27 protein-coding genes are annotated in these 26,129 nt (G+C 66.4%); 12 read left to right on the top strand and 15 right to left on the bottom strand.

The window, feature by feature from the left end; genetic code table 11:
* Nucleotides 1–175 precede the first annotated feature (175 nt).
* Nucleotides 176–2,143 carry a DUF6891 domain-containing protein gene (locus VARPA_RS30685; protein WP_013542242.1) on the top strand — a complete coding sequence of 656 codons (1,968 nt, stop codon included), beginning with the start codon at nt 176–178 and terminating at the stop codon, nt 2,141–2,143.
* A 43-nt stretch (nt 2,144–2,186) separates the two neighbouring features.
* Here VARPA_RS30685 and VARPA_RS19140 read toward each other — a convergent pair whose 3' ends face one another.
* From VARPA_RS19140 to VARPA_RS19130, 3 genes are all read right to left on the bottom strand, one after another.
* Nucleotides 2,187–2,621, bottom strand: a complete 435-nt coding sequence (locus VARPA_RS19140) for a VOC family protein (protein ID WP_013542241.1) — start codon at nt 2,619–2,621, stop codon at nt 2,187–2,189.
* Between the two features lie 159 nt (nt 2,622–2,780).
* Nucleotides 2,781–3,050: a hypothetical protein gene (locus tag VARPA_RS19135; protein ID WP_013542240.1), complete on the bottom strand. Its 270-nt coding sequence runs from the start codon at nt 3,048–3,050 to the stop codon at nt 2,781–2,783.
* A 408-nt stretch (nt 3,051–3,458) separates the two neighbouring features.
* Entirely contained in the window at nt 3,459–4,901 is a 1,443-nt protein-coding gene (locus VARPA_RS19130) for a PLP-dependent aminotransferase family protein (RefSeq protein WP_013542239.1), read from the bottom strand.
* A 99-nt stretch (nt 4,902–5,000) separates the two neighbouring features.
* Between VARPA_RS19130 and VARPA_RS19125 the strand changes: the two genes are divergently transcribed.
* From VARPA_RS19125 to VARPA_RS19115, 3 genes are all read left to right on the top strand, one after another.
* Nucleotides 5,001–5,744, top strand: coding sequence for an NAD-dependent epimerase/dehydratase family protein (locus VARPA_RS19125; protein ID WP_013542238.1), 744 nt, complete (start codon nt 5,001–5,003; stop codon nt 5,742–5,744).
* Nucleotides 5,741–6,274, top strand: a complete 534-nt coding sequence (locus VARPA_RS19120) for a cupin domain-containing protein (protein WP_013542237.1) — start codon at nt 5,741–5,743, stop codon at nt 6,272–6,274. The genes VARPA_RS19125 and VARPA_RS19120 overlap by 4 nt, the downstream gene beginning before the upstream one ends.
* A gap of 255 nt (nt 6,275–6,529) precedes the next feature.
* Nucleotides 6,530–6,910, top strand: coding sequence for a hypothetical protein (locus tag VARPA_RS19115; RefSeq protein WP_013542236.1), 381 nt, complete (start codon nt 6,530–6,532; stop codon nt 6,908–6,910).
* A gap of 109 nt (nt 6,911–7,019) precedes the next feature.
* Here the strand turns inward: VARPA_RS19115 and VARPA_RS19110 are convergent, their stop codons facing one another.
* Together VARPA_RS19110 and VARPA_RS19105 are read right to left on the bottom strand one after the other, a co-directional pair.
* A complete protein-coding gene (locus tag VARPA_RS19110; protein WP_013542235.1) occupies nt 7,020–7,409 on the bottom strand; it encodes a DUF427 domain-containing protein in 390 nt (129 codons plus the stop codon).
* 187 nt (nt 7,410–7,596) lie between these two features.
* A complete protein-coding gene (locus VARPA_RS19105) occupies nt 7,597–7,914 on the bottom strand; it encodes a DMT family transporter (protein ID WP_013542234.1) in 318 nt (105 codons plus the stop codon).
* Between the two features lie 88 nt (nt 7,915–8,002).
* Here VARPA_RS19105 and VARPA_RS19100 point away from each other — a divergent pair, with 88 nt between their 5' ends.
* A complete protein-coding gene (locus VARPA_RS19100; protein ID WP_013542233.1) occupies nt 8,003–8,419 on the top strand; it encodes a winged helix-turn-helix transcriptional regulator in 417 nt (138 codons plus the stop codon).
* A gap of 32 nt (nt 8,420–8,451) precedes the next feature.
* Here the strand turns inward: VARPA_RS19100 and VARPA_RS19095 are convergent, their stop codons facing one another.
* Genes VARPA_RS19095 through VARPA_RS19085 form a run of 3 tightly spaced genes read right to left on the bottom strand, consistent with a single transcriptional unit; the run spans nt 8,452 to nt 11,657 of the window.
* A complete protein-coding gene (locus tag VARPA_RS19095; RefSeq protein WP_013542232.1) occupies nt 8,452–9,411 on the bottom strand; it encodes an ABC transporter substrate-binding protein in 960 nt (319 codons plus the stop codon).
* A gap of 54 nt (nt 9,412–9,465) precedes the next feature.
* Nucleotides 9,466–10,542, bottom strand: coding sequence for a sugar phosphate isomerase/epimerase family protein (locus VARPA_RS19090; protein ID WP_013542231.1), 1,077 nt, complete (start codon nt 10,540–10,542; stop codon nt 9,466–9,468).
* 56 nt (nt 10,543–10,598) lie between these two features.
* Nucleotides 10,599–11,657, bottom strand: a complete 1,059-nt coding sequence (locus VARPA_RS19085) for a LacI family DNA-binding transcriptional regulator (protein WP_013542230.1) — start codon at nt 11,655–11,657, stop codon at nt 10,599–10,601.
* Between the two features lie 241 nt (nt 11,658–11,898).
* Here VARPA_RS19085 and VARPA_RS19080 point away from each other — a divergent pair, with 241 nt between their 5' ends.
* On the top strand, nt 11,899–12,597 hold the full coding sequence (locus VARPA_RS19080) for an FABP family protein (RefSeq protein WP_013542229.1): 699 nt from the start codon (nt 11,899–11,901) through the stop codon (nt 12,595–12,597).
* A 91-nt stretch (nt 12,598–12,688) separates the two neighbouring features.
* On the opposite strand, the gene VARPA_RS19075 is transcribed toward VARPA_RS19080, so the two are convergent.
* The gene (locus VARPA_RS19075) at nt 12,689–13,600 is read right to left on the bottom strand and encodes a LysR family transcriptional regulator (RefSeq protein WP_013542228.1); all 912 of its coding nucleotides are present in this window, start codon (nt 13,598–13,600) and stop codon (nt 12,689–12,691) included.
* 88 nt (nt 13,601–13,688) lie between these two features.
* On the opposite strand from VARPA_RS19075, the gene VARPA_RS19070 reads away from it, so the two are divergent.
* The 4 genes from VARPA_RS19070 (at nt 13,689) to VARPA_RS19055 (ending at nt 18,708) form a co-directional block, all read left to right on the top strand.
* Nucleotides 13,689–15,080, top strand: a complete 1,392-nt coding sequence (locus tag VARPA_RS19070) for an acyclic terpene utilization AtuA family protein (protein ID WP_013542227.1) — start codon at nt 13,689–13,691, stop codon at nt 15,078–15,080.
* Nucleotides 15,077–15,442, top strand: coding sequence for a hypothetical protein (locus VARPA_RS19065; RefSeq protein ID WP_013542226.1), 366 nt, complete (start codon nt 15,077–15,079; stop codon nt 15,440–15,442). The genes VARPA_RS19070 and VARPA_RS19065 overlap by 4 nt, the downstream gene beginning before the upstream one ends.
* A gap of 49 nt (nt 15,443–15,491) precedes the next feature.
* On the top strand, nt 15,492–16,457 hold the full coding sequence (locus tag VARPA_RS19060) for a Bug family tripartite tricarboxylate transporter substrate binding protein (RefSeq protein WP_013542225.1): 966 nt from the start codon (nt 15,492–15,494) through the stop codon (nt 16,455–16,457).
* A 154-nt stretch (nt 16,458–16,611) separates the two neighbouring features.
* The gene (locus VARPA_RS19055) at nt 16,612–18,708 is read left to right on the top strand and encodes an alpha/beta hydrolase domain-containing protein (RefSeq protein ID WP_013542224.1); all 2,097 of its coding nucleotides are present in this window, start codon (nt 16,612–16,614) and stop codon (nt 18,706–18,708) included.
* Here the strand turns inward: VARPA_RS19055 and VARPA_RS19050 are convergent, their stop codons facing one another.
* On the bottom strand, nt 18,709–19,488 hold the full coding sequence (locus VARPA_RS19050; protein WP_013542223.1) for an NAD(P)H-dependent oxidoreductase: 780 nt from the start codon (nt 19,486–19,488) through the stop codon (nt 18,709–18,711). It abuts the gene before it with no gap.
* A 92-nt stretch (nt 19,489–19,580) separates the two neighbouring features.
* Here VARPA_RS19050 and VARPA_RS19045 point away from each other — a divergent pair, with 92 nt between their 5' ends.
* Together VARPA_RS19045 and VARPA_RS19040 are read left to right on the top strand one after the other, a co-directional pair.
* Nucleotides 19,581–20,480: a LysR family transcriptional regulator gene (locus VARPA_RS19045; protein ID WP_013542222.1), complete on the top strand. Its 900-nt coding sequence runs from the start codon at nt 19,581–19,583 to the stop codon at nt 20,478–20,480.
* Between the two features lie 248 nt (nt 20,481–20,728).
* Nucleotides 20,729–21,289 carry a hypothetical protein gene (locus VARPA_RS19040; RefSeq protein ID WP_013542221.1) on the top strand — a complete coding sequence of 187 codons (561 nt, stop codon included), beginning with the start codon at nt 20,729–20,731 and terminating at the stop codon, nt 21,287–21,289.
* Nucleotides 21,290–21,543: 254 nt separating this feature from the next.
* On the opposite strand, the gene VARPA_RS19035 is transcribed toward VARPA_RS19040, so the two are convergent.
* Genes VARPA_RS19035 through fahA form a run of 5 tightly spaced genes read right to left on the bottom strand, consistent with a single transcriptional unit; the run spans nt 21,544 to nt 26,127 of the window.
* Nucleotides 21,544–22,146 (bottom strand): NADPH-dependent FMN reductase, encoded by a 603-nt coding sequence (locus tag VARPA_RS19035; protein ID WP_013542220.1) that lies wholly within the window; start codon nt 22,144–22,146, stop codon nt 21,544–21,546.
* The gene (locus tag VARPA_RS19030; protein ID WP_013542219.1) at nt 22,143–23,117 is read right to left on the bottom strand and encodes a tripartite tricarboxylate transporter substrate binding protein; all 975 of its coding nucleotides are present in this window, start codon (nt 23,115–23,117) and stop codon (nt 22,143–22,145) included. The genes VARPA_RS19035 and VARPA_RS19030 overlap by 4 nt, the downstream gene beginning before the upstream one ends.
* Nucleotides 23,118–23,140: 23 nt before the next feature.
* A complete protein-coding gene (gene hmgA / locus VARPA_RS19025) occupies nt 23,141–24,442 on the bottom strand; it encodes a homogentisate 1,2-dioxygenase (RefSeq protein WP_013542218.1) in 1,302 nt (433 codons plus the stop codon).
* A 26-nt stretch (nt 24,443–24,468) separates the two neighbouring features.
* On the bottom strand, nt 24,469–24,792 hold the full coding sequence (locus VARPA_RS19020) for an NIPSNAP family protein (RefSeq protein ID WP_013542217.1): 324 nt from the start codon (nt 24,790–24,792) through the stop codon (nt 24,469–24,471).
* A gap of 18 nt (nt 24,793–24,810) precedes the next feature.
* On the bottom strand, nt 24,811–26,127 hold the full coding sequence (gene fahA / locus VARPA_RS19015; protein ID WP_144299012.1) for a fumarylacetoacetase: 1,317 nt from the start codon (nt 26,125–26,127) through the stop codon (nt 24,811–24,813).
* Nucleotides 26,128–26,129: the final 2 nt, after the last annotated feature.

The following is a 26,129-nucleotide window of genomic DNA, read 5'->3' as shown; positions in this document are numbered from 1 at the left end:
ACCGTAGAGGGGTGGGGGCATGAATAGCAGTGTCTTCCATCGCGCACCTCCGGTCTGTGTTGTGAATCGAGGGGTCGAATGTAGCGAGGTTCGCGCGGCCTGTGAAGTGCCATGTGGCGCGATGTCGTGCCGTGTGCCTGCGGCAGAATCAAAAAACCAACACACAGGGAGTGCCATGGATCCGAAGAAGATTTTCGAGGCCGCGCGCGAAGGCGATGTGCAAACCGTGCGTGCATGCATCGAAGCCGGGGCCGACATGGCCGCCGTGAACAAGCAGGGCTTCACCGCGCTGCAGTGCGCCGCGATGGGGTCGAACCAGACCGAGGTCGAACCGAATCTCGCCGTGTTGCGATTGCTGCTCGAAGCCGGAAGCCCGCTGGAATACATCAGCACCGATGGCCGCACCGCGCTCTATCTCGCAGCGGAATTCGCGCCGACGACCGATGCGGTGCAACTGCTGCTGGATGCCGGCGCCAACGCCGACGTGAGCGACAGCCACGGCAACCACGTGACGGTGAACGCGATGATGGAAGAGGTGGTCGAGCTGCTGGCGCGCGTCACGGGCAAGCCGATTCCCGAACCGCCGCCGCCCGAACCCGATCCCGTGAAGATGACGACCGCGCAATGGCGCGCCGCGAAGGCGAGGATCGACGAGGTGTTCGATGTGCTGACGAAGGCCGGGCTCGTCGCGCTGCAGGATGCGGGGCAGACGCAGTCCGATGGTTTCTCCGATTGCTCCGAGGCCTTCCACGAGCGCGGCGGCGAGGCGGCCGGCGTGCACGGCTTCTGTTTCTACACGCGGCAGGACCTGAATCGCGCGAAGCGCTCGAGCCAGTTGTCGCTCGCCTTCTGGGGCGCGCCGAAGGGCGCCGATGCCGACATGCTGCGCGTCGGCGAACTCATCGTCGAACGCTTCCGAAAGGCGGGGTTCGAGGTGCGGTGGAATGGAGCGGCGGCGATGCGGCCGGAGGTTGATCTGCGGGAGTTGAGCTCGCAGCCAGCGGAGCCCCCGACCAAGGTGAAACCTTCAGCTGCGCCCGCCGAAAAATCGTCGGGCGAGCAAGGCGCCCAGTCGAGCTTTCTCTATTTCACAGGCCAGGGCTCCGACAAGGTCTACCAGGTCCACCTGCGCCCGAAGGACGACGGCTGGGTGGTCGACTACGGCAACGGCCGTCGCGGCGGCACGCTCGCCACCGGCACCAAGACCAGCAGCCCGGTCGCCTTCGAAGCGGCGTTGAAGATCTACGAAAAGGTGGTGAAGGAGAAAACCTCCAAGGGCTACACGCCGGACCAGTCGGGTGCGCTCTACACCTCGACCGACCTCGCCGGCCGCATCAGCGGCGAGCTGCCGCAGTTGCCCACGCTGATCCTCGAAGAGCAGGTCGCGCGTTACTTCGACGACGCGGGCTGGGGCCTGCAGGAAAAAGCCGATGGCGAAAACCGCATCCTGCTGATCGAGGGCGAGACGGTGCGCGGCACCAACCGCCGCGGGCTCTTCGTCGACATTCCGCAGGCCTGGACCGGTGCGGCCGGTGCCGCATCGACGGGCCGCACCGTCATCGCGGGCGAGCATGTGGGCGATGCCTTCAAGGCCTTCGATCTGCTGGAGCTCGATGGGCAGGACCTGCGCGGCGCGCCTTTCATCGAACGCTTCGGCCATCTGCAGAAGGCAGCCGCACGTTTGCCGTGGATGGTGGTGCTCGATCTCGAAACCACCGCCGAAGGCAAGCGCCACCGCGCCGCGCAATTGCTGGCTGCGCATGGTGAAGGCTATGTGCTCAAGGCGCTCGCCGCGCCGTTTGCAGCGGGGCGCAGCACCACGAGCCTGAAGTTCAAGTTCAACCAGAGCGCGACCTGCGAGGTGATTCGCGTGAACGCGCAGCGCTCGGTGGCGGTAGGGCTGCGCGACGAGACCGGCGCGATGGTCGACATGGGCAACGTGACCGTGCCGCCCAACGAAACGCTGCCGGCTGTGGGCACGCTGGTCGAGGTGCGCTATCTGTACCGCTATGCGGGCGGCAAGTTCGAGCAGCCGGTCTACAAGGGGCAGCGGCCGGATATGACGAGTGAAGATGCGGTGCTGTCGCAGGTCACGCGGATCAAGGATCGTGGTGCTGCTGCGATGGATGAGGAGGCGGGCTGAGTCAAAGCGTCTTGCCGGGCAGCGGGAGGTTGACCGTTGACCCTCAGCCCAACTGCTCTGCAAGTCCCACGATGATCCCCTCAGGCCCGCGAACATAAGCAAGCCGGTACGACTCCCCGTACTGCATCTGCCCAATGATTTCTGCGCCATGTGCCTGCATCCGCGCGACGACGTCATCGATGCCCTCGACGGCAAACATGACGCGGCGAATGCCCAGGGCGTTCACCGGCGTATCGACAGGCCCGAACCTCACGGCCTCCGGCGTGTGGAACTTGTCGAGTTCGATGCCCTGCCCATCGGGCGTGCGCAGCATCGCGATGGTGGATCGGACATCTCCAAGCCCGATGAGCTGCCCGACGGAAGGCCCTTCGACTGTGGTCTGGCCTTCGAGCTCGAGGCCCAGTTCGATGAAGAACGCCTTCACTGCCTCGAGGTCGTCGACAACGATCAGCACGTTGTCCATCCGCTTGATTGCCATGTCTTGGGTCTCCGTTGAGTGGTGTCGTTTGTTTGGGAGAGGCGGCGTCCATGTCGGGCCGCGCGGGTGACTTTACCGACGAACGTTCTGCCCGGGAACTGTGCGCGTCCGATGAACAGGCTGCGATCCATCGCAGCCCCCGGCACACACAACCAATCGTCAGCTCTCGGTTGCGGGCGGCTTCCGCCGTTCGGCCTCGCTCACCTGAAACAACTCCCCAGCCTTCCGCGCCATATCGGCTGCGAGCCACAGCACGTTGTCCAGATGCCGAGGCCCTTCGCCGGTGTGCCAGTCGATGTCTTCTCCGTAGCAGATCCACAGCAGGGATTCGAGTTGGGTGAGGGCGTTTTCCAGGAGGTCCGCCGCGTCCTGGGCGTTCTCTTTGGGGGATACCGGCGTGCGGGGCCGGGCTATAGTCTTGGTAGCCATTGGTGTGCGCTCCTTTAGAGGTAATTGCACGTTTTTGGTTAGACGGCCGGGGTGCTACAACACCTCGGCCGTCGCCTTTGATACCTCGCATTTGCATCGCTGCTTTCGCATCGACAACTCGCCGCGAGGCGAAGCGATTCATCCATTCATGCGGGTCGCTGGGTGTGGCACCTTCCTTGTTCCCTTGGTGGGGTGTTGAGTGGCAGGGGCATTCACTTTAGAGAAGAGCGCGTGCGATGTGGCCTTTGCGCGCATCACGAAGTCTTGATTCGCGCCAACAAATGCAGCTTCGGTTGTGTGGCGTAGGCGAACGCCGAACGGGCGCTCTTCGGGTGTCAATTGCGCAATCTTTGAGCGGCGAAATTCACGATCTACAACTCGTGGACCGAGGCTCGCATCGCCCGTATTTCAGCGTGAGACCAGCGCTGCGCGCAGCTTCGTCGAAAGCTGCTTCGCCTCTGCGGCCGAGCCGATGTTGGTGAAGCCCATCAGCAGCCCTTCGTCGCGAAAGCTCGCCGTGCCTCGCATCGAAAGCGGCTGGCAGTTGAGGCCCGCGAACTGCGCGCGGCGGGCCAGTTCGGTATCGCGTTCGCGGCGCTTGTCGAAGCGCGCGATGAGATGCATGCCGCCGCTCTTCAAGTCGATGCGCACCTCGTCGCCAAAGGCCTTGAGCAGCGCGGCCACGAGCATGCCGCGCCGCCGCGCGTAGAGCAGGCGCATCTTCTTGAGGTGACGCGGGAAATAACCGCCGCGCATGAAGTCCGCGACGACGGCCTGCGTGATCTGCGGGCTGCCGTTGGAGCCGGTCCGCGCGGCTTCGGCGAAAGCGGCAGAGAGCGATTCGGGCGCCACCACATAGCCCAATGCCAGGCCCGGATACAGCACCTTCGAGAAGCTCCCCGCATACAGCACGCGGTCGTGGCCGTCGAGGCTCTTGAGCGCGGGCAGCGGCGGGCCGGCATAGCGGTATTCACCGTCGTAGTCGTCTTCGACGATCCAGGCCTTGTTCCGCGAGGCCCATTCGAGCAACTGCAGCCGGCGCGCGAGCGACATCGAAACGCCGAGCGGCGCCTGGTGCGACGGCGTGACGATCGCCATTCGCGCGGCGGCCGTCTTGCGCATGCCGCGCGCCACGACCATGCCTTCGTCGTCCACCGGCACGGGCACTGCGCGCATGCCCTTGCTGCGCAGCACTTCCTGCGTGGGCGGATAGCCCGGGTCTTCGACCCACACCGCATCGCCCTTGTCGAGCAGCGTGTGCGCGATGAGCGAGAGTGACGCGCGATAGCCGCCGGTCACGAAGACCTGCGAAGGCTTGCACGACACGCCACGCGACACCAGCAGGTACGCCGCGATCGTCGCACGCAGCGGCGCATGGCCCGAGGGGTTGCCGTAGAACATGTCGGCCGCGGTCGCTGCCCTCGCGCGTCGGGCGGTGAGGCGCGCCCAGAGCTTGCGCGGAAAAGCATCGAGCGCCGGAATGCCCAGTTGCAGCGGCGGCGGAGGCGCGGCATCGGCGAGCACTTCGCCATCGGTGGGGGCTTCGCTCCGCCGACGTTCGCGCCGCGCCGGGCGTTGCGAAGGCAGCGAGGGAGAGACCACCGTGCCCGCTTGCCCTTGCGAGGAGAAATAGCCTTCGCCCATGAGCAGGTTGTAGGCCGTCTCGATGGTGCCGCGCGAAACGCCCAGCTCGCTCGCCAGGTCGCGCGCGGAGGCCACGCGGTCGCCCGGATGGAGCACGCCCTGCTCGATGGCGGTTCTGAAGCGCGCGTAGATCTGCCGGTACAGCGGTGTCGGCGTGCTGCGGTCGATCTCCAGAAGGGCAGTGGAAGCGGTCTTGTGTTGAATCATGGCCTTGTCATTCTGACGAATCTTGCCTCTTTTTGATGGGACATCGAAAACCTAGGATTGCGCCATCGACCAGAACTTCCAGCAAGAAAAGGACATGCAATGCGCGAGAAGATATTCGTGGCGGGCGCGGCCGGTGCCATCGGCGCCGCACTGGTTCCGCTGTTGACCGAGGCCGGTTATGACGTGTACGGAAGCACCCGCCGCGCCGACCGCGCAGAGGCGCTCGAAGCCCGTGGCGTGACGCCGGTCGTCGTCGATGTGTTCGACGCCGAGGCGCTTCGCGCGGCGCTGCTTCGCATCAGGCCCGAGATCGTGGTGCACCAGCTCACCGACTTGCCGGCCGATCTTGATCCGAAGCTGATGGCCGAAGCGGCGCATCGCAACGCCCGCGTGCGCACCGAAGGCACGCGCAACCTCGTGGCCGCGGCGCTGGCGGCGGGCAGCCACCGGCTGGTCGCGCAGAGCATCGCCTGGGCTTATGCGCCGGGGCAGAGGCCGCACGTCGAGGACGATCCACTCGACCTCGAGTCCGATGGCATCCGCCGCGTGAGCGTGGGCGGCGTGGCGGCGCTGGAGCGCAGCGTGCTGGGGGCCGTCGGCATCAAGGCCACGGTGCTGCGCTACGGGCAGATCTACGGGCCGGGCACGTCGACGGCTGTTCCCAAGGGCGCGAGCCCGGTCCATGTGGAGGCCGCGGCCTGGGCGGCGGTGATGGCGCTGCGGCATGCGGAGGGCGGCGTCTTCAATATCGCCGAGGACAACGCCGAAGTCATCAGCGAGAAGGCCAGGCGCGAGCTGGGCTGGTATGCATCGCTGCGGCTGCCCAAGGGGCTCGCGGCATGAAGGCGGCACGACTTCCTCATCGCAACCAAGTCGCGGCCGGCGTTGCTGCGCTCTCCGTGATGCTGGCAGCGGGCTGGGCATTGATGCCGCATGGCAGCAAGCAGGACGCCGTGCAATGGCTTGACGATGTGTGCAGCGCGGTGAGCCGGCCGATGTTCTCGTCCGCCCCCGCACCCGCGGGTTCGGGCGAGGCGGCACGGCCCGCGACTTCGACGAAGGTGATCTCGTGCGAGGCGCTGCCGCATGTGCCGGGCAAGTCGGTGACCACGGTCATCGTCGACTTTCCACCGCTCGCCTATTCGCCGGCGCACCGGCATCCGGGCTCGGTGACCGCGATCATTCTGGGCGGCACGATCCGCTCGCAGCTGGGCGGCGGGCCGGTCGGCACGTACAAGACCGGCGAGACCTTCTTCGAGCCGCCGGGCACGCTGCATGTCTTCGCGGAGAACCCCGATCCGGTGAAGCCCGCGAAGCTGGTGGCGGTGTTCGTGGCGGACGAGAACTGCGGGCCGCTGTTGCTGCCGCCTTGAGCGTGGCGCGGCAGATGGCGGCCGTGCAGGCCACGATTGTTTCCCGGTTGTGAACACCGCGGTTCCTTTTGCCGAGGGTTTTTACTTAGATGGCGGCGCACAATTCATCTCACGGACCAGCCACTCAGTTGATGGATCCGAGTGAACAGGGCCCCGAGCGAGTGGCCGCCCCCGGAGGGACGGTGACCCACCCAAGACCGGTTCGAAATCAACCAAGCAAGAACTTGAACTTGAACTGAACTGAAGGAAATCGAAATGAATGCCTCCAAGCTCCTCTCCGCCGTTGCTGTTGCCCTGATGGCCGTCGCCGGTGCCGCCCACGCCGAAACCTACGAAGGCGTGCAGCAAGTGAACTCCACCGCGAGCCGCGCCGACGTCGCCAGCCAGGCCGTGGTTGCCGCTCGCAGCGCGAACCCGTATGCCACCGGCGCCAACGCAGGCCCTGCGCAAGTGTTCGTCTCCTCTACCAGCCGCGCCGCCGTTCGCGCCGAAGCCGCTGTCGCTGCACGCAGCGAGAACCCGTATGCCGAAGGCGCCTCGTCGCGTGTCGCTCCGGTGCTGGCCAGCGGTGTGGACCGCGCCACGGTGCGTGCCGCAGCCCGCGCCGCCGCTCGCGGCGACGCACTGCCGCTGTAACCCACGGCACCGCGCCTTCGCTCGCCGTCATCGGCGAGCGAACGCACAAAAGCCGGACCCTGCGAGAGCGGGGTCCGGCTTTTTTGTATGTCGACTCAGGGGACGGAGGCTAGACGATGCGTTCTTCGATCGGCCCCACGCGGTCCGGATAAAAGGCCACGTGGTCCTTGATCTGCGAGACCGAGTCGTAGGGCGCCTCGTAGGTCCACACCGCATTCACCGAGCGCTCGCCGCCCGCGGGAATGCTGTAGTAGTTGGCCTCGCCCTTGTAGGGGCAGTAGGTGGCGTGCTGGGTGCGCTCCAGCAGCGACATCTTCACGTCCCTGCGCGGGATGTAGTGCACCGTGCCGAAGTGCGACTCGCGCAGCGTGAGCGCCTCGCGCGTATCGGCAACGACGCAACCGTCGACCGACACCACGACGCGGTGCGGATTGCGCGCGATGGTGATGGCATGGTCGGGGCCGGGAATCTTGATGGTTCGTTCTGCAGTGGCGAGCATGAGCAGGCTCCTTCGGTCAGGTCGGGGTGACGGCAAGAAATCGGCGGACGGGCATCTTGCTCCCATGTCGTGACGGTTTGAAGCCCCCTGCGAATCGGCCCAGTGCCGGAGTGGTTAAAGGCCATCCACTCTCGTTGATAACGAATACCGAAGTTCCAAAATCACGGCCGCGGCGGCGCTTTCCGAGTCAGGCTTCGGTGAGCCGCAAGCCCACCGAGCCCGCAATGACCAGCACGATGCAGCCCATCCGCGCCGCCGAGAGCGCCTCGCCGAACCACAGCACGCCCATCAGCACCACGCCGACCGAACCGATGCCGGTCCAGATCGCGTAGGCCGGGCCGAGCGGCAGGTAGCGCAGCGCCTTGGCCAAGAGAAAGATGCTGATGAGCGCGGTGAGCACGCCGAGCACCGAGGGCACGAGCCGCGTCCAGTCCTCCGATTGCTTGAGCGCCGCGGCCATCGCGATCTCGACGAGGCCGGCGGCCAGTAGAAAAATCCATCCCATGAAAGACTCCTTGTTGCGTGCGGGGAAGAGCGAAACCCGATACTTCCCGTCGGTTCACGCATCAACAAGTACGTACCTTCCGGTAACCATGGGAATTGAAAAGCCGTCGTCGAAAACGCTCGTGCCTGTGGCAGACGAGGCTGAAGCCGCGGCCGACGTGTGGAGCGCCGGCTGCCCCTCGCGCCGCGTGCTCGAACTCATCGCGAACAAGTGGGCGCTGCTCGTCATTCCGCTGCTGCGCGGCAAGCCGCTGCGCAACAACGAACTGCTGCGCCAGGTCGGCGGCATCTCGCAGAAGATGCTCACGCAGACCCTGCGCGACCTGGAGCTCAATGGATTGGTGCTGCGCGACGACCGGCAGACGGTGCCGCCGCATGTGGAGTACCGGCTCAGCGCGCTAGGCCTGTCGCTGAGCAAGACGCTGCTGGCCGTGGACCGCTGGGCCGAGTCGAACCACGCGGCGATCGACCGGGCGCAGCAGGAGGCGCGCGCCCGGTTCGGGTGAAGTGATGCGTTGCGATGCGATGTGGCCCGGGCTCAGAACGGCGAGTCGGGGAAGTAGTACTTCGCCGCGTTCTCCTTGGTCACCAGCACCGAAGGAATGATCGTCGTCGCCGGCATTGCACCGCCTTCCACGCGTGACTTCGCCGTGAGGTTCATCGCGTCGGCGATCATGCTCGGCGCGTAGGTCACGTCGGCCGAGACGATCTTGTCGCCGTCCATCACCTTCTTGATGTAGCCCTTGGCACCGGCGCCGCCCACCACCAGCTTCACGTCGTCGCGCTTGGCCTGCTCGATGGCCTTCTGCACGCCTACGGCCATGTCGTCGTCGGAGGCCCACACCGCATCGATCTGCTTGAAGCGCGTGAGGTAGTCCTGCATGACCTTGAACGCATCGTCGCGGTTCCAGTTGCCGTGCTTGGCATCGAGCACCTTGATGCCGGGGTTCGCCTTCATCACTTCGTTGAAGGCGTCCACGCGCTGGTTGTCGATGACGGTCGGAATGCCGCGCAGGATGACCACGTTGCCCTTGCCGCCCATCGTTTTGGCCATGTACTCGCCCGCCACCTTGCCGAAGCCCGGGTTGTCGCCGGCCACGTAGGCGCTCTGCGCGTTCGGGTCGGTCAGGCCCCGGTCGACCACCGTCACGAACACGCCCTTGGACTTGACCTGTGCCACCGGCTTGGTGAGCGGCGCCGATTCGAAGGGCAGGATGACCAGCGTGTCGATCTTGTTGACCGTCTGCAGGTCCTGCACCTGGTTGGCCTGTTCGGTGGCCGAGCCCGCGGTCTTCACGAAGACCTTGATGCCCGGGTACTGCTTCTCCAGTTCGGCCTTGGTGCGGTTGGCCCAGTACACGACGCCGCCGGTCCAGCCGTGCGTGGCGGCGGGCACCGAGACGCCCATCACCATCGCCTTGTTCTGGGCCAGCGCGGGCATGCTGGCGAGGGCGCACACGGCCAGTGCGATGCCCGAAAAGATTCTTCTGTTCGTCATGGTCTCTTGTCTCCTTCGTTGTAAATAGATAAAGCCAGCGCGTTGGGTTGCTGACTACTTCTTCGCCGTCGTCGTCTCCAGGCCCAGCATCCGGCGAAGCTGCTGGGTATCGGTCTCGGCGCCCGCGAAGTCATCGAAGGCTTTCTCGGTCGTGCGGATGATGTGGCGGCGAATGAATTCCGCGCCCTCGGCCGCGCCGTCCTCGGGGTGCTTCAGGCAGCACTCCCACTCGAGCACGGCCCAGCTGTCGTAGTTGTATTGCGCCATCTTGGAGAAGATGGCGCCGAAGTCGATCTGCCCGTCGCCCAGCGACCGGAAGCGCCCCGCGCGGTTCACCCACGGCTGGAAGCCCGAGTACACGCCCTGTCGGCCCGTGGGGCGGAACTCCGCATCCTTGATGTGCAGCGCCTTGATGCGCGAGTGGTAGATGTCGATGAATTCCAGGTAGTCCAGTTGCTGCAGCAGAAAGTGCGACGGGTCGTAGTTGATGCAGCAGCGCGGATGGTTCTTCACGCGCTCCAGCAGCATCTCGAAGGTCACGCCATCGAACAGGTCTTCGCCCGGATGGAGCTCGAAGCAGACGTTGCAGTCGGCGTCTTCGAAGGCATCGAAGATCGGATGCCAGCGCTTGGCGAGTTCGTCGAACGCGGCCTCGATCAGTCCGGCCGGACGCGGCGGCCACGGATAGAGGTACGGCCACGCGAGCGCTCCCGGAAAACTCACGTTGCTCTTGAGCCCCAGGTTGCGCGAGGCCTTCGCGGAGAACAGCATCTGCTCCACCGCCCACGCCTGCCGCGCCACCGGGTTGCGCCGATAGGCCTCGGGCGCGAAGCCGTCGAAGGCTTCGTCGTACGCCGGATGCACCGCCACGAGTTGGCCCTGCAGGTGCGTGCCGAGTTCGGTGATCTCCACGCCGTTCTCACGCGCGATGCCGGCCACTTCGTCGCAGTAGGTCTTGGATTCAGCCGCCTTCTTCAGGTCGAAGATGCGCGCGTCCCATGAGGGAATCTGCACGCCCTTGAAGCCGAGGCTGCCGGCCCAGCGCGTGATCGACGCCCACGAGTCGAACGGTGCGCTGTCGCTGGCGAACTGCGCGAGATAGATGCCTGGGCCCTTGATGTTGGTGGCCATGTCGACGCTCCTGCAAAAAAAGTTGGGTCAGTCGGAGGAGGGCAGCGCCGCCGCGTTCACGGCAGGTTGTCCTTGAGGTAGATGTCGATGCGGATGCGCTCCTGGTCCGCATGCACCGGCTCGCGCGTGAGGCGCGAAATCGCCAGTCGAAGGGCCGAGCGGATCTCGTGCCCCGCGTCCTGGTTGATGACCGCGGCCATCGTGCCGTCGAGCAGATCGGCGCGCGCGGCGGGTGTGAGTTCGTGGCCGACGAAGACGATCTTTCCCGCGCGCCCGCTCGCCTTGAGCGTGGCCGAGATGCCCGGATTGCCCGCGCCCACGCTGTAGAGCGCCACCAGCTTCGGATGCGCGGCCAGGAGGCGCGCCGAGAGTTGCCGCGCGAGCTTCGGGTCGTCCTTGCCCTCTACCGGCGGCAGCACGCGCAACCCCGGGTACTCCGCCGCCATCACCTGGCTGAAGCCCAGGCTGCGCTCGGCATGGTCGCGCAGCGAGAGGCTGCCCACGATCACGCCGACCTCACCCTTGGCGCGGCCCGAGAAGCGGCCGACCAGCGTGCCCGCGGTGCGGCCGGCAGCCACGTTGTCGATGCCCACGAAGTGCCGGCGCTGCGACTTCGGCACGTCCGACACCAGCGTGATCACGGCGATGCCTTGCGCCACCAGCTTGTCGATGGCCGCCTGCACCAGCGGATGGTCGAGCGCCATCACCACGGCCGTGTCGCACTGGCCGCGCAGCGCGAGGATGCGGCGCGCGAGGCGCTGCGGTTCGAACACATCGACCTGGTGCGTCTGCGCGCTCACGCGGTGGTCTTCCATCCAGCCGCTGCTGCCGGTGATCTGCTCGCGCAGCATCTCGATAAAGGTGTTGTTGCCCGAGGGCAGGAGGAAGCTCACACGGTGCGGATGCGGCCGTGCGAGGCGAGCGGCCGCCGGGTCAGGGCGGTAGTTCAGCCGCTCGACGGCTTGGTGAACCTGCGCGATCGAGCGCGCGTGCACGCCGGTGCGCTTGTTGAGCACCCGGTCCACGGTGGCCAGGCTCACGTCGGCTTCGCGCGCCACGTCGCTGAGTGTGGCCCGTCCGGTTTGCAGGGGAAGTCGCTGGGTGCTGGAGGGCATGGGGCGGATTTTGAGGTGCGTACCTCATTTTGATGTGGGGGGAAACCCGGGAAGGACCGGGCCTTGCTCCTTCCCCCTCTGGGGGAAGGCTGGGATGGGGGCGGGCAGAGCGCTCGATGGACGCGCCGCTTGCCCTCACCCCAGCCCTCCCCCGGAAGGGGAGGGAGCAAGAAGAATCCGGCAGCCGGACGCCCTCTTTTGGCGATACTTCCGCCCGTCACACCCAGATCCAGGAAAAAACATGGCCGATTATCCCCACGACATCTACACAGAACCCGAACCCGATCCGCACACGCTCTCGAACCTGGGCCCGCTCACCGGCCTCGCCGGCATCTGGACCAGTGCCACGGGCCACGACGTGGCACCGAAGGAAGACGGCCCCGAAACGGAGGCCTATATCGAGCACGCCGAGTTCCAGCCCATCGATGCGCAGACCAACGGGCCGCAGATCTTCTACGGGTTGCGTTACCACGTGCGCATCGTCAAGCCCGACGAGGTCGAGAGCTTTCACGACCAGGTCGGCTACTGGCTCTGGGAGGCCGCCACCGGCACGGTGATCCAGACGCTGACGATTCCGCGCGGCCAGGCCGTCATGGCCATGGGGCATGCGGCGCCCGATGCGAAGTCGTTCAAGCTCGAAGCGGTGCGCGGCGCGGCGACCAACGGCATCCTCTCGAACCCGTTCCTGGAGCATGCGTTCAAGACGCTGCGCTACGACATCTCCGTGACGATTCACGACAACGCGAGCTGGTCGTACGAGCAAGTCACGCTGCTCGATGTGCGCGGCAAGCCCGAGCCGTTTCGGCATACCGACCGCAACACGCTGCACAAGATCGCCGAGCCCACGCCGAACCCGACCGCGCGCGCCGCGCTGGCCGACGCGGCGAAGAAGGATGCCGCTGGCGCAGCCAGCGTGGACACCGAGGCCGAGTTGGCCTGATCCTGAGCAGTCGATCTGGCTGTTCAGTCATTCGTTCGCGCGCTCGATGAACGGCGGATTGAGCCAAAACAAAACGCGCCGCAGCAACGCCTCAGTCCAGCCGCAGCGACCCGAGCCGCGCCACCACCAGGTCGTGCAACGTCTGCGCCGCCACCGACAGGCTGCCCTCGCGCCGCTGCACCAGATACAGCGTGCGCGTGAGCGCAGGCAGCGGCAGCGGCCGCGTCACCAGCGTCTCGCGCCGAAAGTGAAAGAGCGTGAGCGCCGGCACCACGCTGATGCCCAGCCCGGCCTCCACCAGACCCATCACCGTGGCCAGGTGCTCGACCTCGAACACCGCATTGAGCCGTAGCGGGTGCAGCGCAGCGTCGAGCGCCTGCCGCACGCTGCTGTTGCGCGCCATCTGGATAAAAGGCCATGGCGCGATCTTCTTCACCGTGAGGCGTGCTTCGTGCGCGAGCGGATGGTCGGCGCGGCACACGAGGTGAAAGCGATCGGTGCAGAGCTTGCGCGCAAGCAGGTCGCTGTCGGCCGCCGTGCCCGAGGCCGCGAGCGCGAAATCGGCCTGGCCGCTGCGCACCAGCGCCACGCAGGCATCGGACAGCGCATCGTCCAGGTCGATGCGGATGCCGGGCCAGGCCTGCATGAACTCCGCGAACACCGTGGGCAGCCAGCCGGCCGCGAGCGAGGGCAGGGCTGCGATGCGCACGCGGCCCTTGCGGCGCTCCACGTGGTCGGCCAGGTCACCCATGGCGCTGCCCATGTCGTCGAGCAGGCGACGCGCCGAGCTCTCGAAGAGCCGGCCTTCGGGCGTGAGCTGCACGCTGCGCGTGTCGCGGTCGAAGAGGCGTGTGCCGATGGCGTCTTCGAGCGTGCGGATGAGCGCGCTGAATGCGGGCTGCGACAGGTGGCTGGTCTGCGCCGCACGCGTGAAGTTGCGGTGCTCGGCCAGCGCGAGAAAGGCGCGCAGTTGCCGCGTGGAGAGGTCGGGCGTCTTTCTCATGTCTCGGGCCTTTTTATTTGAAATGCAGATCAATCGATCCGGATTTTCGATTTTACGGATCGCAACCCTTTGCCTACATTGCACCTCGATGAATGCCCAATCACTGCCCCCTTTGCTGATCGGCTGCGCGGCTGGTTTCTCCGGCGACCGCACCGATGCGGCCGGGCCGGTGGTCGATACGTTGATCGCGCGGCTTGCGGATGGCCCCGCCGGGCAGCGCGCCTTTCTGATCTTCGAGACGCTGGCCGAGCGCACGCTGGCACTCGCGCAACTGCGCCGCCGCGACAACCCCGAGGCAGGCTACGAGCCACTGCTCGATGCGATGCTGCGGCCCGTGCTCGCGCGCTGCCTTGCGCACGGCATCCGCATCGTGAGCAACTTCGGCGCGGCGAACCCGCGGGCAGCGGCGCGACACATCGCCCGCATGGCGCGCGAGTTGGGTGCCGAGGCGCCGCGCATCGCGGTGGTGGAGGGCGATGACCTTTCCGGCACCGAGCATCGCGCGCTGCTGAAGGATGCGCTCGGCCCGCAGGTCGAGGGCTTGCGCATCGTCAGTGCCAACGCATACATCGGCGCCGAGCCCATTGCCGCCGCGCTCGATGCAGGCGCGCAGATCGTTGTGTGCGGCCGCGTGGCCGACCCGTCTCTCACCGTCGGTCCGGCCATGTCCCACTTCGGATGGCGCGCCGACGACTGGCACCGCCTCGGCCGCGCCACCATGGCCGGCCATCTGCTCGAATGCGGCGCGCAGGTCTGCGGCGGCTACTTTGCCGACCCGGGCTACAAGGATGTGCCCGGGCTCGAAGTGGTCGGTTTCCCGATTGCGGAGATCGACGCCGACGGCCACTGCACCATCGGCAAGGCCGACAAGACCGGCGGCCTCGTGAGCGAAGCCACGGTGAAGGAGCAGTTGCTCTACGAGGTACACGACCCGGCCGCCTACCTGACGCCCGACGTGATCGCCGACATCGCCGAAGCCGAGGTGCGCGCGCTGCCCGGCAAGGACCGTGTCGAACTTTCCGGCGTGCGCGGCCATGCGCGGCCCAGTCACTACAAGGTCAACGTCTGCCACGAAGGCGGCTGGCTGGCCGAGGGCGAGATCTCTTATGCCGGCCCGCGCGCCGAAGCCCGCGCCCGTCTCGCGGCGGACGTGCTGCGCAAGCGGCTCGACGGCCTCGCGGTGCGCGTCGACCTGATCGGCGCACTGAGCATCCTCGGCGACGACGCCGGCCGCGCGCTCGCCGACACACCCGACAGGGGCCTGCGCGATGTGCGCCTGCGCGTCGCCGCCACACATGCAGACCGCGCACAGGCCGAGCGCCTCGCGCGCGAGGTGATGGCGCTCTACACCTGCGGACCGGCAGGCGGAGGCGGCGTGCGCACTGCACTCACGCCACGGCTCAACACGCTCTCGTGCCTGCTGCCGCGCGAATCGGTACCGGTGCGCTTCGAGCTGCTCGACGCGGAGGCGCTGGCATGAACGCGATAGACGACATGATCGAAGTCCCGCTCTACCGTGCAGCCCACGGCCGCACCGGCGACAAGGGCGACCGCTCCAACATCAGCGTGATCGCATGGCGCGCCGAGTTCTATCCGCTGCTGCTCGAACAGCTCACGCCCGAGCGCGTGGCCGCGCAATTCCGCCACCGCGCGCCATCGCACGTGCAGCGCTTCGTACTGCCCAGGCTGCACGCGATGAATTTCGTGCTCGATGCGGTGCTTGACGGCGGCGTCAACGATGCGCTGAACCTCGATGCGCATGGCAAGGCGCTCTCGTTCCTGCTGCTCGACATGCCGATCCAGATACCGCGCGCGCTCGAGGCGCTGCTCGCGGGACCGTAGCGACGGCGTTCCTTTTTTTCTTACTACTCATCCATCCGGAGACAAAACAATGAAACGATTTCCCCTCGCCGTACTGACTACCGCACTCGCACTGGCCCCGCTGTTGAGCCACGCGCAGGCCTTCCCCGAGAAGTCCATCACCTTCGTTGTGCCCTTCGCGGCCGGCACCGCCACCGACCAGATCGCGCGCGCGCTCGGCAACAGCATCACGGCCGAGACCAAGCAGCCCGTCATCATCGACAACAAGGCCGGCGCGAGCGGCTTCATCGCTTCGCAGAACGTCGCCAAGGCGCCGGCCGATGGCTACACCGTGCTCATCACCACCAACACCACGCACGCCGCCAACGAGCACCTCTTCAAGAAGCTGCCTTACGACCCGGTGAAAGACTTTGCTCCCATCGCCGCGCTCGGCAAGGGCGGCCAGATCATGGTGGTGAACCCGTCCTTCCCCGCCAAGACCGTGGCCGAGTTCGTCGCGCTCGCGAAGAAGGAGCCGGGCAAGTACAGCTTCGGCAGCGGCAGTTCGTCCAGCCGCATGGCCGGCGAGCTGCTGCAGCAGATGGCCGACATCAAGCTCCTGCACGTGCCCTACAAGAGCAACACGCTGGCCGTGACCGACCTGCTCGGCGGGCAGATCCACATGATGATCACCGACACCGCCACGGGCCTGCCGCAGGTCAAGGGCGGCAAGCTGCGTGCGCTGGGCATGTCGAGCGCCAGCCGCTCGCCGCTCGCGCCCGACGTGCCCACCATTTCCGAAGCCGGCGTGAAGGGCTACGAGATGGGCTATTGGTTCGCCGCCTATGCGCCCGCGAAAACGCCGCCTGCCGTCGTCAAGCGCCTGAACGAACTGCTCGTGAAGGCCGCGAAGAGCGAGTCGGCGAAGACCGCGTTCTACGAACCGACCGGCACCGAGGTGTTCACCAGCTCGCCCGAGGAACTGGCGAAGTTCCAGGCCGGCGAATCGCAGAAGTGGGGCCGCATCGTGAAGGCCGCCGGCATCGAAGCCGAGTGACCCAGCCGGCCTGTCCGGCCGCCCCATGACGGATGTGCTTTTGAAAAAGCACATCCGTTCACGCTGAGCTTGTCGAAGCGCCGCGCAAAGCTTCGACAAGCCCAGCCCGGACGGTTGCTTATTGATCGACCCCTAAAAATACAGGAGACAAACCATGAAACGCTGGAGCCTTGCGGCTGCCACGGTGGCTTCGGCCGCCCTTTTTCTGAGCGCCTGCGGCGGAAGCGGCGGTGGAGGCGGGGGCTTCGTGCTGCCGCCCATCGCCGGCAACCCGCCACCGACCACGCAACCGCCGGCCGCCACCGCGCCGAAGTTCAAGCTCGCCATCAGCAAGACCGAAGACGTGCCCGGCACCTTCGGCGCGGCGGGCGCCTACGAAAAGATCAGCGGCACCTTCACCGGCGAGGTCGACCCGAAGGACGCGCGCAACGCGATCATTCAAGACCTGCAGCTCGCGCCGCTCAACGCCAACGGCAAGGTCGAGTACACGTCGGACTTCGTGCTCTTCAAACCCAAGGACATGACGAAGGCCAGCGGCGTGCTGCGCTACGACGCACCGAACCGCGGCAACATCGTCAACCTCGATCCGTACTTCGCCTCGCGCGGCTACGTGTTCCTCACGGCCGCGTGGCAGGGCGACGTGCCCGCAGCCGCCGGCAAGCTCACGCTCAACGTGCCGGTCGCGAAGAATGCCGATGGCAGCACCATCACCGGCCCCTACCGCGCTGAGTTGCTGCCCACGGTGGCGACGAACGATTCGCTGCCGCTGCCCGGTGGCCCCTTCAACGCCGCGATGCAGGCCTACGCGACCGCGAGCCTGGACAACACCAAGCCCGGCTACGTGCTCACGCGCCGCATCAACGAGGGCGATGCGCGCCAGCTCATTCCCGCGAGCGAATGGAAGTTCGCCAAATGCGGCGCGAGCGCGCCATTCCCCGGCACGCCCGATGAGACCAACGTGTGCCTGAAGGACAAATGGGACCCGGCCTACATGTACGAGCTGGTCTACATCGCGAAAGATCCGAAGGTCATGGGCCTCGGCCTCGCGGCGCTGCGCGACATGATCACCTTCTTCCATCGCGACGCGAGCGATGCGGCAGGCACGGCCAACCCCGTGGCCGCGGCGATCAAGAACACCATCGCTTCGGGCGTCTCGCAGTGCGGCAACTTCATGAAGACCTTCGTGCACCTCGGCTTCAACGAGGACCGTGCGGGCCAGAAGGTGTTCGACGGCGTGTTCGCGCAGATCGCGGCGCGGCAGACCAACATCAACATGCGCTTCTCCATTCCCGGCGGCGGTGGTGGCGTGCGCACCGACCACACGGCCTTCGGCCAGGCCGGCACGCGCGGTCTCTCGAAGGACTACGTGGACGACGTGGCCCAGCGCCGCGGCGGCATCCTCTCGCGCTGCGAGGCGAGCGGCACCTGCCCCAAGCTCTTCATCGGCTTCAGCGGCACGGAGTTCTGGACCTTGCAAGGCTCGCCGCTGCTCACCGATGCGTGGGGCACGTCAGACCTGGTGCAGCCGGCCAACGCGCGCATCTACTACTACGCGAGCACGCACCACCTGCTGGGCCTGGCCTCGCTGCCGGGCGCGAGTGCCGGCGCGCTTTATACGACCAACGCGAACACGAGCGTCATCCCCGTGGTGCGCGCCCTGTACCAGAACCTCGAGGAATGGGTCGTGAGCGGCACCACGCCGCCCGACAGCCAGGTGCCCAAGATCGCGAACGCCACGCTCGTGCGCCCGGCGCAGGTGAAGTTTCCTGCCGTTCCGGGCGCGAACTACACGGGCCTGGTCAACACCTATTCGCTGCTCGACTGGGGCCCGAACTATCGCCCGCAGGACGAGACCGGCATCGCCACCCAGGTGCCGCCCGCGTACCTCGGCCGCGACTACGCGATCCTCGTGCCGCAGGTCGATGCGGATGGCAACGACATTGCCGGCATCCGCAGCATCGACGTGGCCGTGCCCGTTGGCACCAACACCGGCTGGAACTACACGAACAAGCCCGGGACCATCGACCAGGCGGGGCTCTTCGGTGCGTACTTTCCGTTCGTGAAGACCACTGCGCAACGCGCCGGCACGACCGACCCGCGGCTCTCGCTGCAGGAGCGCTACACCGACCAGGCGGGCTACGTCGCGGCAGTGACCAACGCGGCCAACGACCTGGTGGCCAGGCGCTTCATGCTGCGCGTCGATGCCGATGCGGCGATTGCGAACGCAGCGGCCAACCCGGTGCTGCCCTAGTCAATCCGAGACATGCGCCGCGAACCCGGTGCGGCCCGGCGCAACGTCGGGCCGCAGGGTGAGGGCGGGAATCTCGTAGTCGCCCGCGTTCTGCGGGCGGAAGGCGATGGGCGTCGTCGTCCACAGTGCATCGAGACGATCACCGAGTTCTTCGGTGATCCGCGCATAGGCCGCGTCATCGACCTTGCCCGTGCTGTACACCACGTACGGCGGCAGCACCTCGAAGCCCGGGTAGTAGAGGATGCCGTGGTGAATGGGAAACAGCAGGTCGTTTATCGGCCCGTTGATGCCGCGCGGGCTGTAGTGCGGCGCCCAGCCGCCGGTGGTGACCACCAGCATCGCGCGCTTGCCCGCCAGCGTGCCTTCGCCGAAGCGGTCGCCCCAGTGCGTGTCGGAATGCTCGCCGATGCCATAGGCAAAGCCATAGGCATACACGCGCTCGACCCATCCCTTGAGGATCGCGGGCATCGAGTACCACCAGAGCGGAAACTGGAAGATCACCGCATCGGCCCAGAGCAGCTTGGCCTGCTCGGCGGCGATGTCTTCGGGCTGCGTGCCATCTTCGAAGGCGCGCAGCGAATCGAGCACCGGATCGAAATGCGCGCCGGGCTCGACGTGCGGGAAGTCCGCCGCATCGAGCGGCGCCTTCCATTGCATCGCGTAGAGATCGGACACCTGCACTTCGTGCCCGGCTTGCGTGAGGCGCTCCAGCATGAAGTTTTTGAGCGAACCGTTGAGCGAACGGGCTTCGGGGTGGGCGTGGACGAGAAGGACTTTCACGGTTGATTTGCCTGTGGAATGAAGAACATGCACGCAGGTTAGGAGCGGTGGCGATATATTGGAAATGAATAGTTCGAATTCCAGCCATTGCCATGAACAATTTCAACCGCCTAGACCTCAACCTCTTGATCACGCTCGATGTGCTGCTCGCCGAGCGCAACGTCACCCGCGCCGCCGAGCGGCTGAACCTCTCGCAGCCCTCGGTGAGCGTGCAGCTCGCCAAGCTGCGCGAGGCGTTCGCCGATCCGCTGCTGGTGCCCGCGCAACGCGGCATGCGGCCGACTGCGCGTGCCGACGAACTGCGTGAGCCCCTGCGCGAAGCGCTGGAGTCACTGGGCCGCGCGGTGGCGCCCACCAAGCCCTTCGACCCCGCCGAGGCGACCACCACCTGGCGCGTGGCCGCGGCCGACTACGCCGAGTCGGCGATCCTGCTGCCGGCGCTCGCCGGGCTGCGCAAGGCAGCGCCGAATACGCGGCTGGCCGTGGTGGAGGCGGTGCCCTCGCGCATGGCGCGGCAGCTGGAGCACGGGGAGATCGATCTGTTCTTTCACACGAGTGTGGGCGCGCCGGCTGGGCTGCATCGGCGGGTGCTGTTCAACGAGCGCTATGTGCTGGCGGGGAGGGTAGGGCATCCACGGTTGAAGCGGCGGCCGACGCTCGCGCAGTTCTGCGCGATGGAGCACGTGGTGGTGTCGATGAGCGGCGGCGGTTTTATCGGGCCGACGGACGATGCGCTGGCGCAGGTGGGACTGGCGCGGCGCGTGGCGCTGTCGGTGCCGCACTTTCTTTTCATGATGTCGGTGCTGGCCGAGACCGACATGGTGGCGATGCTGCCCGAGCGGCTGGCGCGCGGCGCGCCGGGACTACGCGTGGTGGAGGCGCCGCTGGAAGTGCCGGGGTACGAGATGGCGATGCTTTGGCATGAGAGGCGGCATCGGGATGCGGGGCATCGGTGGGTGAGGGAGTGGATTGCGGGGAGTTGTGGCGGCTGAGGAGATTGAAATTCGGTGGCGGACAGGTCTCCGAGCGGTATGCCGGGCTGACGTAGATCGACTACGGGCAGACGCTCGCTTGGTGTTTCGATGTCGGCTTAGATTGGTTGCGGGCGGTTGGTGCACCCATCGTGGATGGGTACTATCGGCCAGGGCCGGACATCAGCCCCGCCTCACGCAGCGCGGGCGCACCAAACCAGTCTCGGACAACAACCAGTCAGCCGAGTCCAGCCAGGAGGAGTGAACACATGCGCTTTCGAACTTTCCTCACCGCCGGCATCGAGGTGCTGCACCTGGGTGCACAGAAGGCACAGAGCAATGCATGGCCGGCCGAGCACTGGCAGACGGAAAAGGGCCGATGGAAGCTCTACACGCCGGCCATCGACGCGCACTTGAGCGACTCTCTCCTCCCCATGTCATTCGGCTCATCCATTGAAGGATTTGTTCTATTGCTTGAGGTGGCGGACTTCGCATCGTGGAGCCACAGCAATTTCTTTGCAAAGGCAGACGGGTACGTGTCGTACCGGCACAAGGTCAAAGAGGTCTGGAGTGTTGGCCAGCTCGACTGGCACGAGATAAAAAATCTCACGCCGAAAGGACAACTCACTGCGTATGCAGATGCGTTGCGAATCGCGGTCCACAGAATTACGCAAGCTAAGCGACGGCCGAAGAGCTTTGATGTGGAGCAGTTCGCTCAGGCCACGGCCGATCTACTGCAGCAAGCCAAGGTCTCCCAACTTTCACGTACGACGTACCTCAATTCACCAAGTCGTCGAGTGAGAGAGTTGTCGAGCAGCGACGGGCGCTGAACGTGCGTCGCCGCTGGAGATCGAGGTCGATTTCTCGTCAGTGTGCATGCCTTCTGCTAGTTCATGGTGGCAACTGAAGGGTCACGCTGCATCAGTCGGAGGACTGCTTTCGAGTCGTCCTTGTGACTGCTTCGGGCGCTAAAGCGGCTGTACAGCTTTCTCCAACGCGGACAAGTGCCGCGTGTACGGAAACCTGCGCCGCCCTAATTCCCTACGCGATCCGCCAGGTCTTCGCCAGACAAGAATCTTCGTCGCTACTTCCATACCGTTCGCTCTGTCCCAGCCCCGACCTGCATCGCACGGGTCTCGATGCACCACTGTTGGAATGCCGTCATCTGCGCGGTCACGAAATCGCGTGTCGTCGCATCGGTGCAGCGCCCCTGCGGATCGAACTTCGAGGACGCGTGACCGATAAAAATCTCGGGCTTCGTCAAGACCAGGGCATCGAGGAACAGCAGGATCTTGCGCAGTTCGTATTGCACACGTGCACCCCCTAGAGGGCCGGTCGCCGCAGACAAAATTGCGACTGGCTTCCGCCGGAAGGGCTGGTCTTCCGCGCGCGACACCCAGTCGAGAGCGTTCTTCAGCATTCCCGGTACCGAGAAGTTGTATTCGGGCGTGGCGATCAGCACCGCATCGGCGCTGCGGATGCGCGCGACGAGCGACGCAACGGCATCGGGCATGCCGCGTGCCAGGAGATCCGCGTCGAAGGCCGGGAGCGCTCGCCAATCGAGCACTTCCATCGTCATGTCCGCCGGCATGCAATCACCGGCAAGCCCCAGCGCCATGGCGTTGTACGAAGCGCTTCGCAGGCTGCCGCACAGCCCGACGACTCGGATGAGAGCGGTGGCGCTCATTGCGGCTGAATTCCGGCCTTGGCGACCACAGAGCGCCAGCGTTCGATCTCCTGCTTGACCATGCCGGTCATCTGAACCGACGACGACGGCGCAGACTCGCTCCCCAAGTTGAACAGCGTGGTCTTGACAGGTGGGGCTTCCGCTGCCGTCCTGACCGCCTTGTTGAGCAGATCGACGATCTCCAGTGGCGTGCCGGCTGCGGCCGCGAGACCCAGCCATGAACGGACCTCGAATTCCTTCAGCACAGCCGATACAGGCGGGACCCCGGGCATCGACGGCCAAGCCTGCGCACTGGTGACGGCGAGCGCGCGCAACCGCCCCGACTTGATGTGCGGCGAGGCGACGGTGAGCGTATCGGCCAGCACGTCCACGTCGCCAGCGATCACGGCCTGCACCGGCGCCCCGCCGCCGCGGTAGGGCACGTGCAGCAGCTTGACGCTGGCAGTTACGCCGAGCAGTTCGCCCACCATGTGCTGAGTGGAGCCGACGCCGACGGAGGTGAAGGTCACCTCTTCGGGTTTCTTCCGCGCGAGCGCGAGCAGTTCCTGCAGGTTCTGCGCAGGATGCTCCGCGCGCACCGCGATCACGAAGGGAAAGCTCGTCACGGTGGAAATGAACGAGAAATCCCGCACCGCGTCGAAGGGCAGCGACTTGCGAAGCGCGGCCGATACGGTGTGCGCACCGGTCAGCATGACGAGGTTGTAGCCGTCCGGCTTCGACTTGGCCACGTAGTCGCTGGCGATGGTGCCGCCCGCGCCGCTCTTGATGTCGACCACCACGGGCTGCTTGAGCACGTCCTGCATCTTCTGCGCGAAGAGACGGGACACCACGTCCGCATTGCCGCCCGCACCGAAGCCGTGCGTCAACTGGAGGGGGCGCGCGGGGTACCTGTCATGTTGAGCGAGCGCCGGGGGCACCAGCAAGCTTCCGGCCGCGCTGGCCACGAAGCTGCGTCTGCTGATCTGAACCATGTCTATCTCCTTTTTTTGTTGACTTACCGATGGCCGGGCATGAAGCCCCGCCAGACAGCGTCGTAGCCGGCCTGCAGGTTGCTGGCGGCCAGGGCCTGGGCGGTGGGCCTGAAGACATGCCGGCTTTCGAACATGAAGGCCAGCGTGTCCCGGATGCGGTGGGGGGCGAGCTCCGCGGCGCTTGCCTTGTCGAACGTCGCGGCATCGGGGCCGTGCGGCAGCATGCAGTTGTGCAGGCTCATGCCGCCGGGGACGAAACCCTCCGCCTTGGCGTCATAGACGCCGCGCACCAGGCCCATGAGTTCGCTCATGACGTTGCGATGGAACCATGGGGGACGGAAGGTGTCCTCGGCCACGAGCCAGCGCGGCGGGAAGATCACGAAGTCGCAGTTCGCCACCCCCGGCGTGTCGGTGCCTGACGTGAGCACGGTGAAAATCGACGGGTCGGGATGATCGAAGCTGATGGTGCCGATCGCCATGAACCGCGCGAGGTCGTACTTGCACGGCGTGAGGTTGCCATGCCATGCGACGACGTCGAGCGGAGAGTGCGGCTGGCCGCCTTCCCAAAGATGGCCGAGGAACTTGTTGACGATGCGCACCGGACCCGTGTCGGCTTCGAAGGCCGCAACCGGCGCAAGGAAGTCCCGGGCGTTGGCCAGGCCGTTCGAGCCGATCGGGCCGAGCTCCGGCAGCCGGAACGGCGCGCCATAGTTCTCGCAGACATAGCCGCGCGCATCGCCCTCGGGCAGCTCGACCCTGAATCGCATGCCACGGGGCACGAGCGCAATTTCGCCCGACTGCACATGCAGCTTTCCGAGCTCCGTGTGCAGCAGCAGCGCGCCCGCCTGCGGAACGATCAGCAGCTCGCCGTCCGAGTCCATGAAATAGCGCTTTTCCATCGAGCGATTGGCGAGGTAGACATGCACGGCGCAGCCGGTCTGCGCATGCGCATCGCCATTGCCTGCGATGGTGACCATGCCATCGACGAAATCGGCCGCTTCGCCGGACATCGGCCACGGATCCCAGCGCAGGCGGTTCGCCGGCGTCTCGGCCTCGTTGAACGGGCCGCTGCGCCAGCGTCCGTCGTCGATCCGCACGAAGGCGTCGTGCATTGCGCTGGGCTGCATGCGGTACATCCAGGTCCGCCGGTTGTGTTCGCGGGGGGCCGTGAACGCGGTCCCCGACAGCAGCTCCGCGTACAGACCCAGGGGCGCCTGCTGCGGCGAGTTGCGGCCCACCGGCAGCGCGCCCGGGCGGGCCTCGCTCGCGAACTGGTTCCCGAAGCCGCTCTGGTAGGCCATTGCGGCAGGTTCGTTGCGCGCCATGGATGTGTCTTCCTGCATGGTGCGGGTCACTGTTGCCATCGCGGCGCGAAGAAATCGGCCGGCACGAGGATGCGCGACTCCTGGTTCTGCAGCAGCGGCAGCATCTTCGCGGCATAGGCCTTGAAGCCCGGGTCCGCCATCAGCGCATGGCGCCGGTGCGTGCGCTCGTTCATGTCTTCGTAGGCCCACATGTGGACGATCTGGCTCAGCGTGCCGGTCTCGGACCGGTAGTAGCCCACCATGCGGCCGAGGATGCGCTTCTGGATCTCCAGTCCCTCGGCTTCATAGAGCGCGAGGTAGTCGCGCCATTTGCCGGGATGGGTCGTATAGGTTCTCTGTTCGACGATCATGCGTTGTTCTCCTGTGGATCAATTCCGTGCGGCACGCACGATGCCGCTGCACTGCCCGAAGCCGATGGCGACGTGGCCCGGCGATTCGCAGCGGCCGCTGAGGATCACTTCGTCGCCATCGGCAAGGAAGGTGCGCTGCTCGCCGCCGGGCAGCATGAGCGGCCGGCTGCCGCCCGATGTGATCTCCAGCAGGCTGCCGAGCGCATCGGCGCTCTCGCCCGACACGGTGCCGGAGCCCAGCAGGTCGCCGGTGTCGAGCGCGCTGCCATTGCTCGTGTGGTGCGCCAGCATCTGTGCAACCGTCCAGTAGAGAAGGCCGGTGTCGGAGCGCGACAGGCGCATCGGCGGCAGGCCGCCAGCGGCCATCCGTTCGCTGCGAAGGTGGGCGTCGAGCACGATGCGAAGCCCCCCGTGGCGCTGGTCGGCGTCGTCCCACAGGTAGGGAAGAGGCGAGGGATCGCCCGCGGGCCGGGCCACTGCCGGCACGCGAAAGGGCGCCAGCGCCTCGGCCGTGACCACCCAGGGCGACACCGTCGTCGCGAAGCTCTTCGCGAGAAACGGCCCCAGGGGCTGGTATTCCCAGCCCTGGATGTCGCGCGCCGACCAGTCGTTGAGCAGCGAGAAGCCGAACACGTGCTGCCATGCATCACCGATCGCGATGGGCCGTCCCTGCGTGGACGCAGCGCCGACATAGACGCCGAGCTCGACCTCGTGGTCGAGCCTTTGGGCCGGTGCGAAGCGCGGCGCCGCATCGCCCGGCCCCTTGAGCTGGCCGAAGGGGCGCTGCACCGGCGCGCCGCTGACCCGCACGCTGTTGGCCCTGCCGTTGTAGGCGATGGGCACATGCTTGTAGTTGGGCAGCAGCGGCATGTCGGGGCGGAACAGGCGGCCGGCATTTGTCGCGTGGTGGATCGACGCGAAGAAATCGGTGAAGCCGCCGACCTTCACCGGCATCAGCAGTTGCACCTCGTCCAGGCCCAGCAGCGCGCGGCTGGCGGCGTCACGATCGGACTCGGAGTCGGCGCGCTCGGCCAGCAGTTGCGACACGCCTGCGCGCAAGGCCAAAGCGGCCGGTGCGCCCAGCGCCATCAGGTCGTTCAGCGCCGGGGCGCGGCACGCGAGCGCGGCCGTCCTGGCGAGTCCGTCGAGGTGCTGCGCACAAGCGCCGACGTCGAGGATGCGGTCGCCGATGCCCACGCCGCAGCGCGGCGGCCCGTTGCCGTCCAACGGCCGGAACACGGCGAAGGGAAGGTTCTGGATCGGGAACTCGGCACCGGCCCCATTGGCCGAGGCGACCCAGCTGCGCAGGGCCGGGTCGTGGGTGGCATTCAGCATCG

The organism is Variovorax paradoxus EPS (assembly GCF_000184745.1).
Taxonomy (GTDB): Bacteria; Pseudomonadota; Gammaproteobacteria; order Burkholderiales; family Burkholderiaceae_C; genus Variovorax; species Variovorax paradoxus_C.
This window is presented reverse-complemented; position numbering and strand designations above follow the sequence as displayed.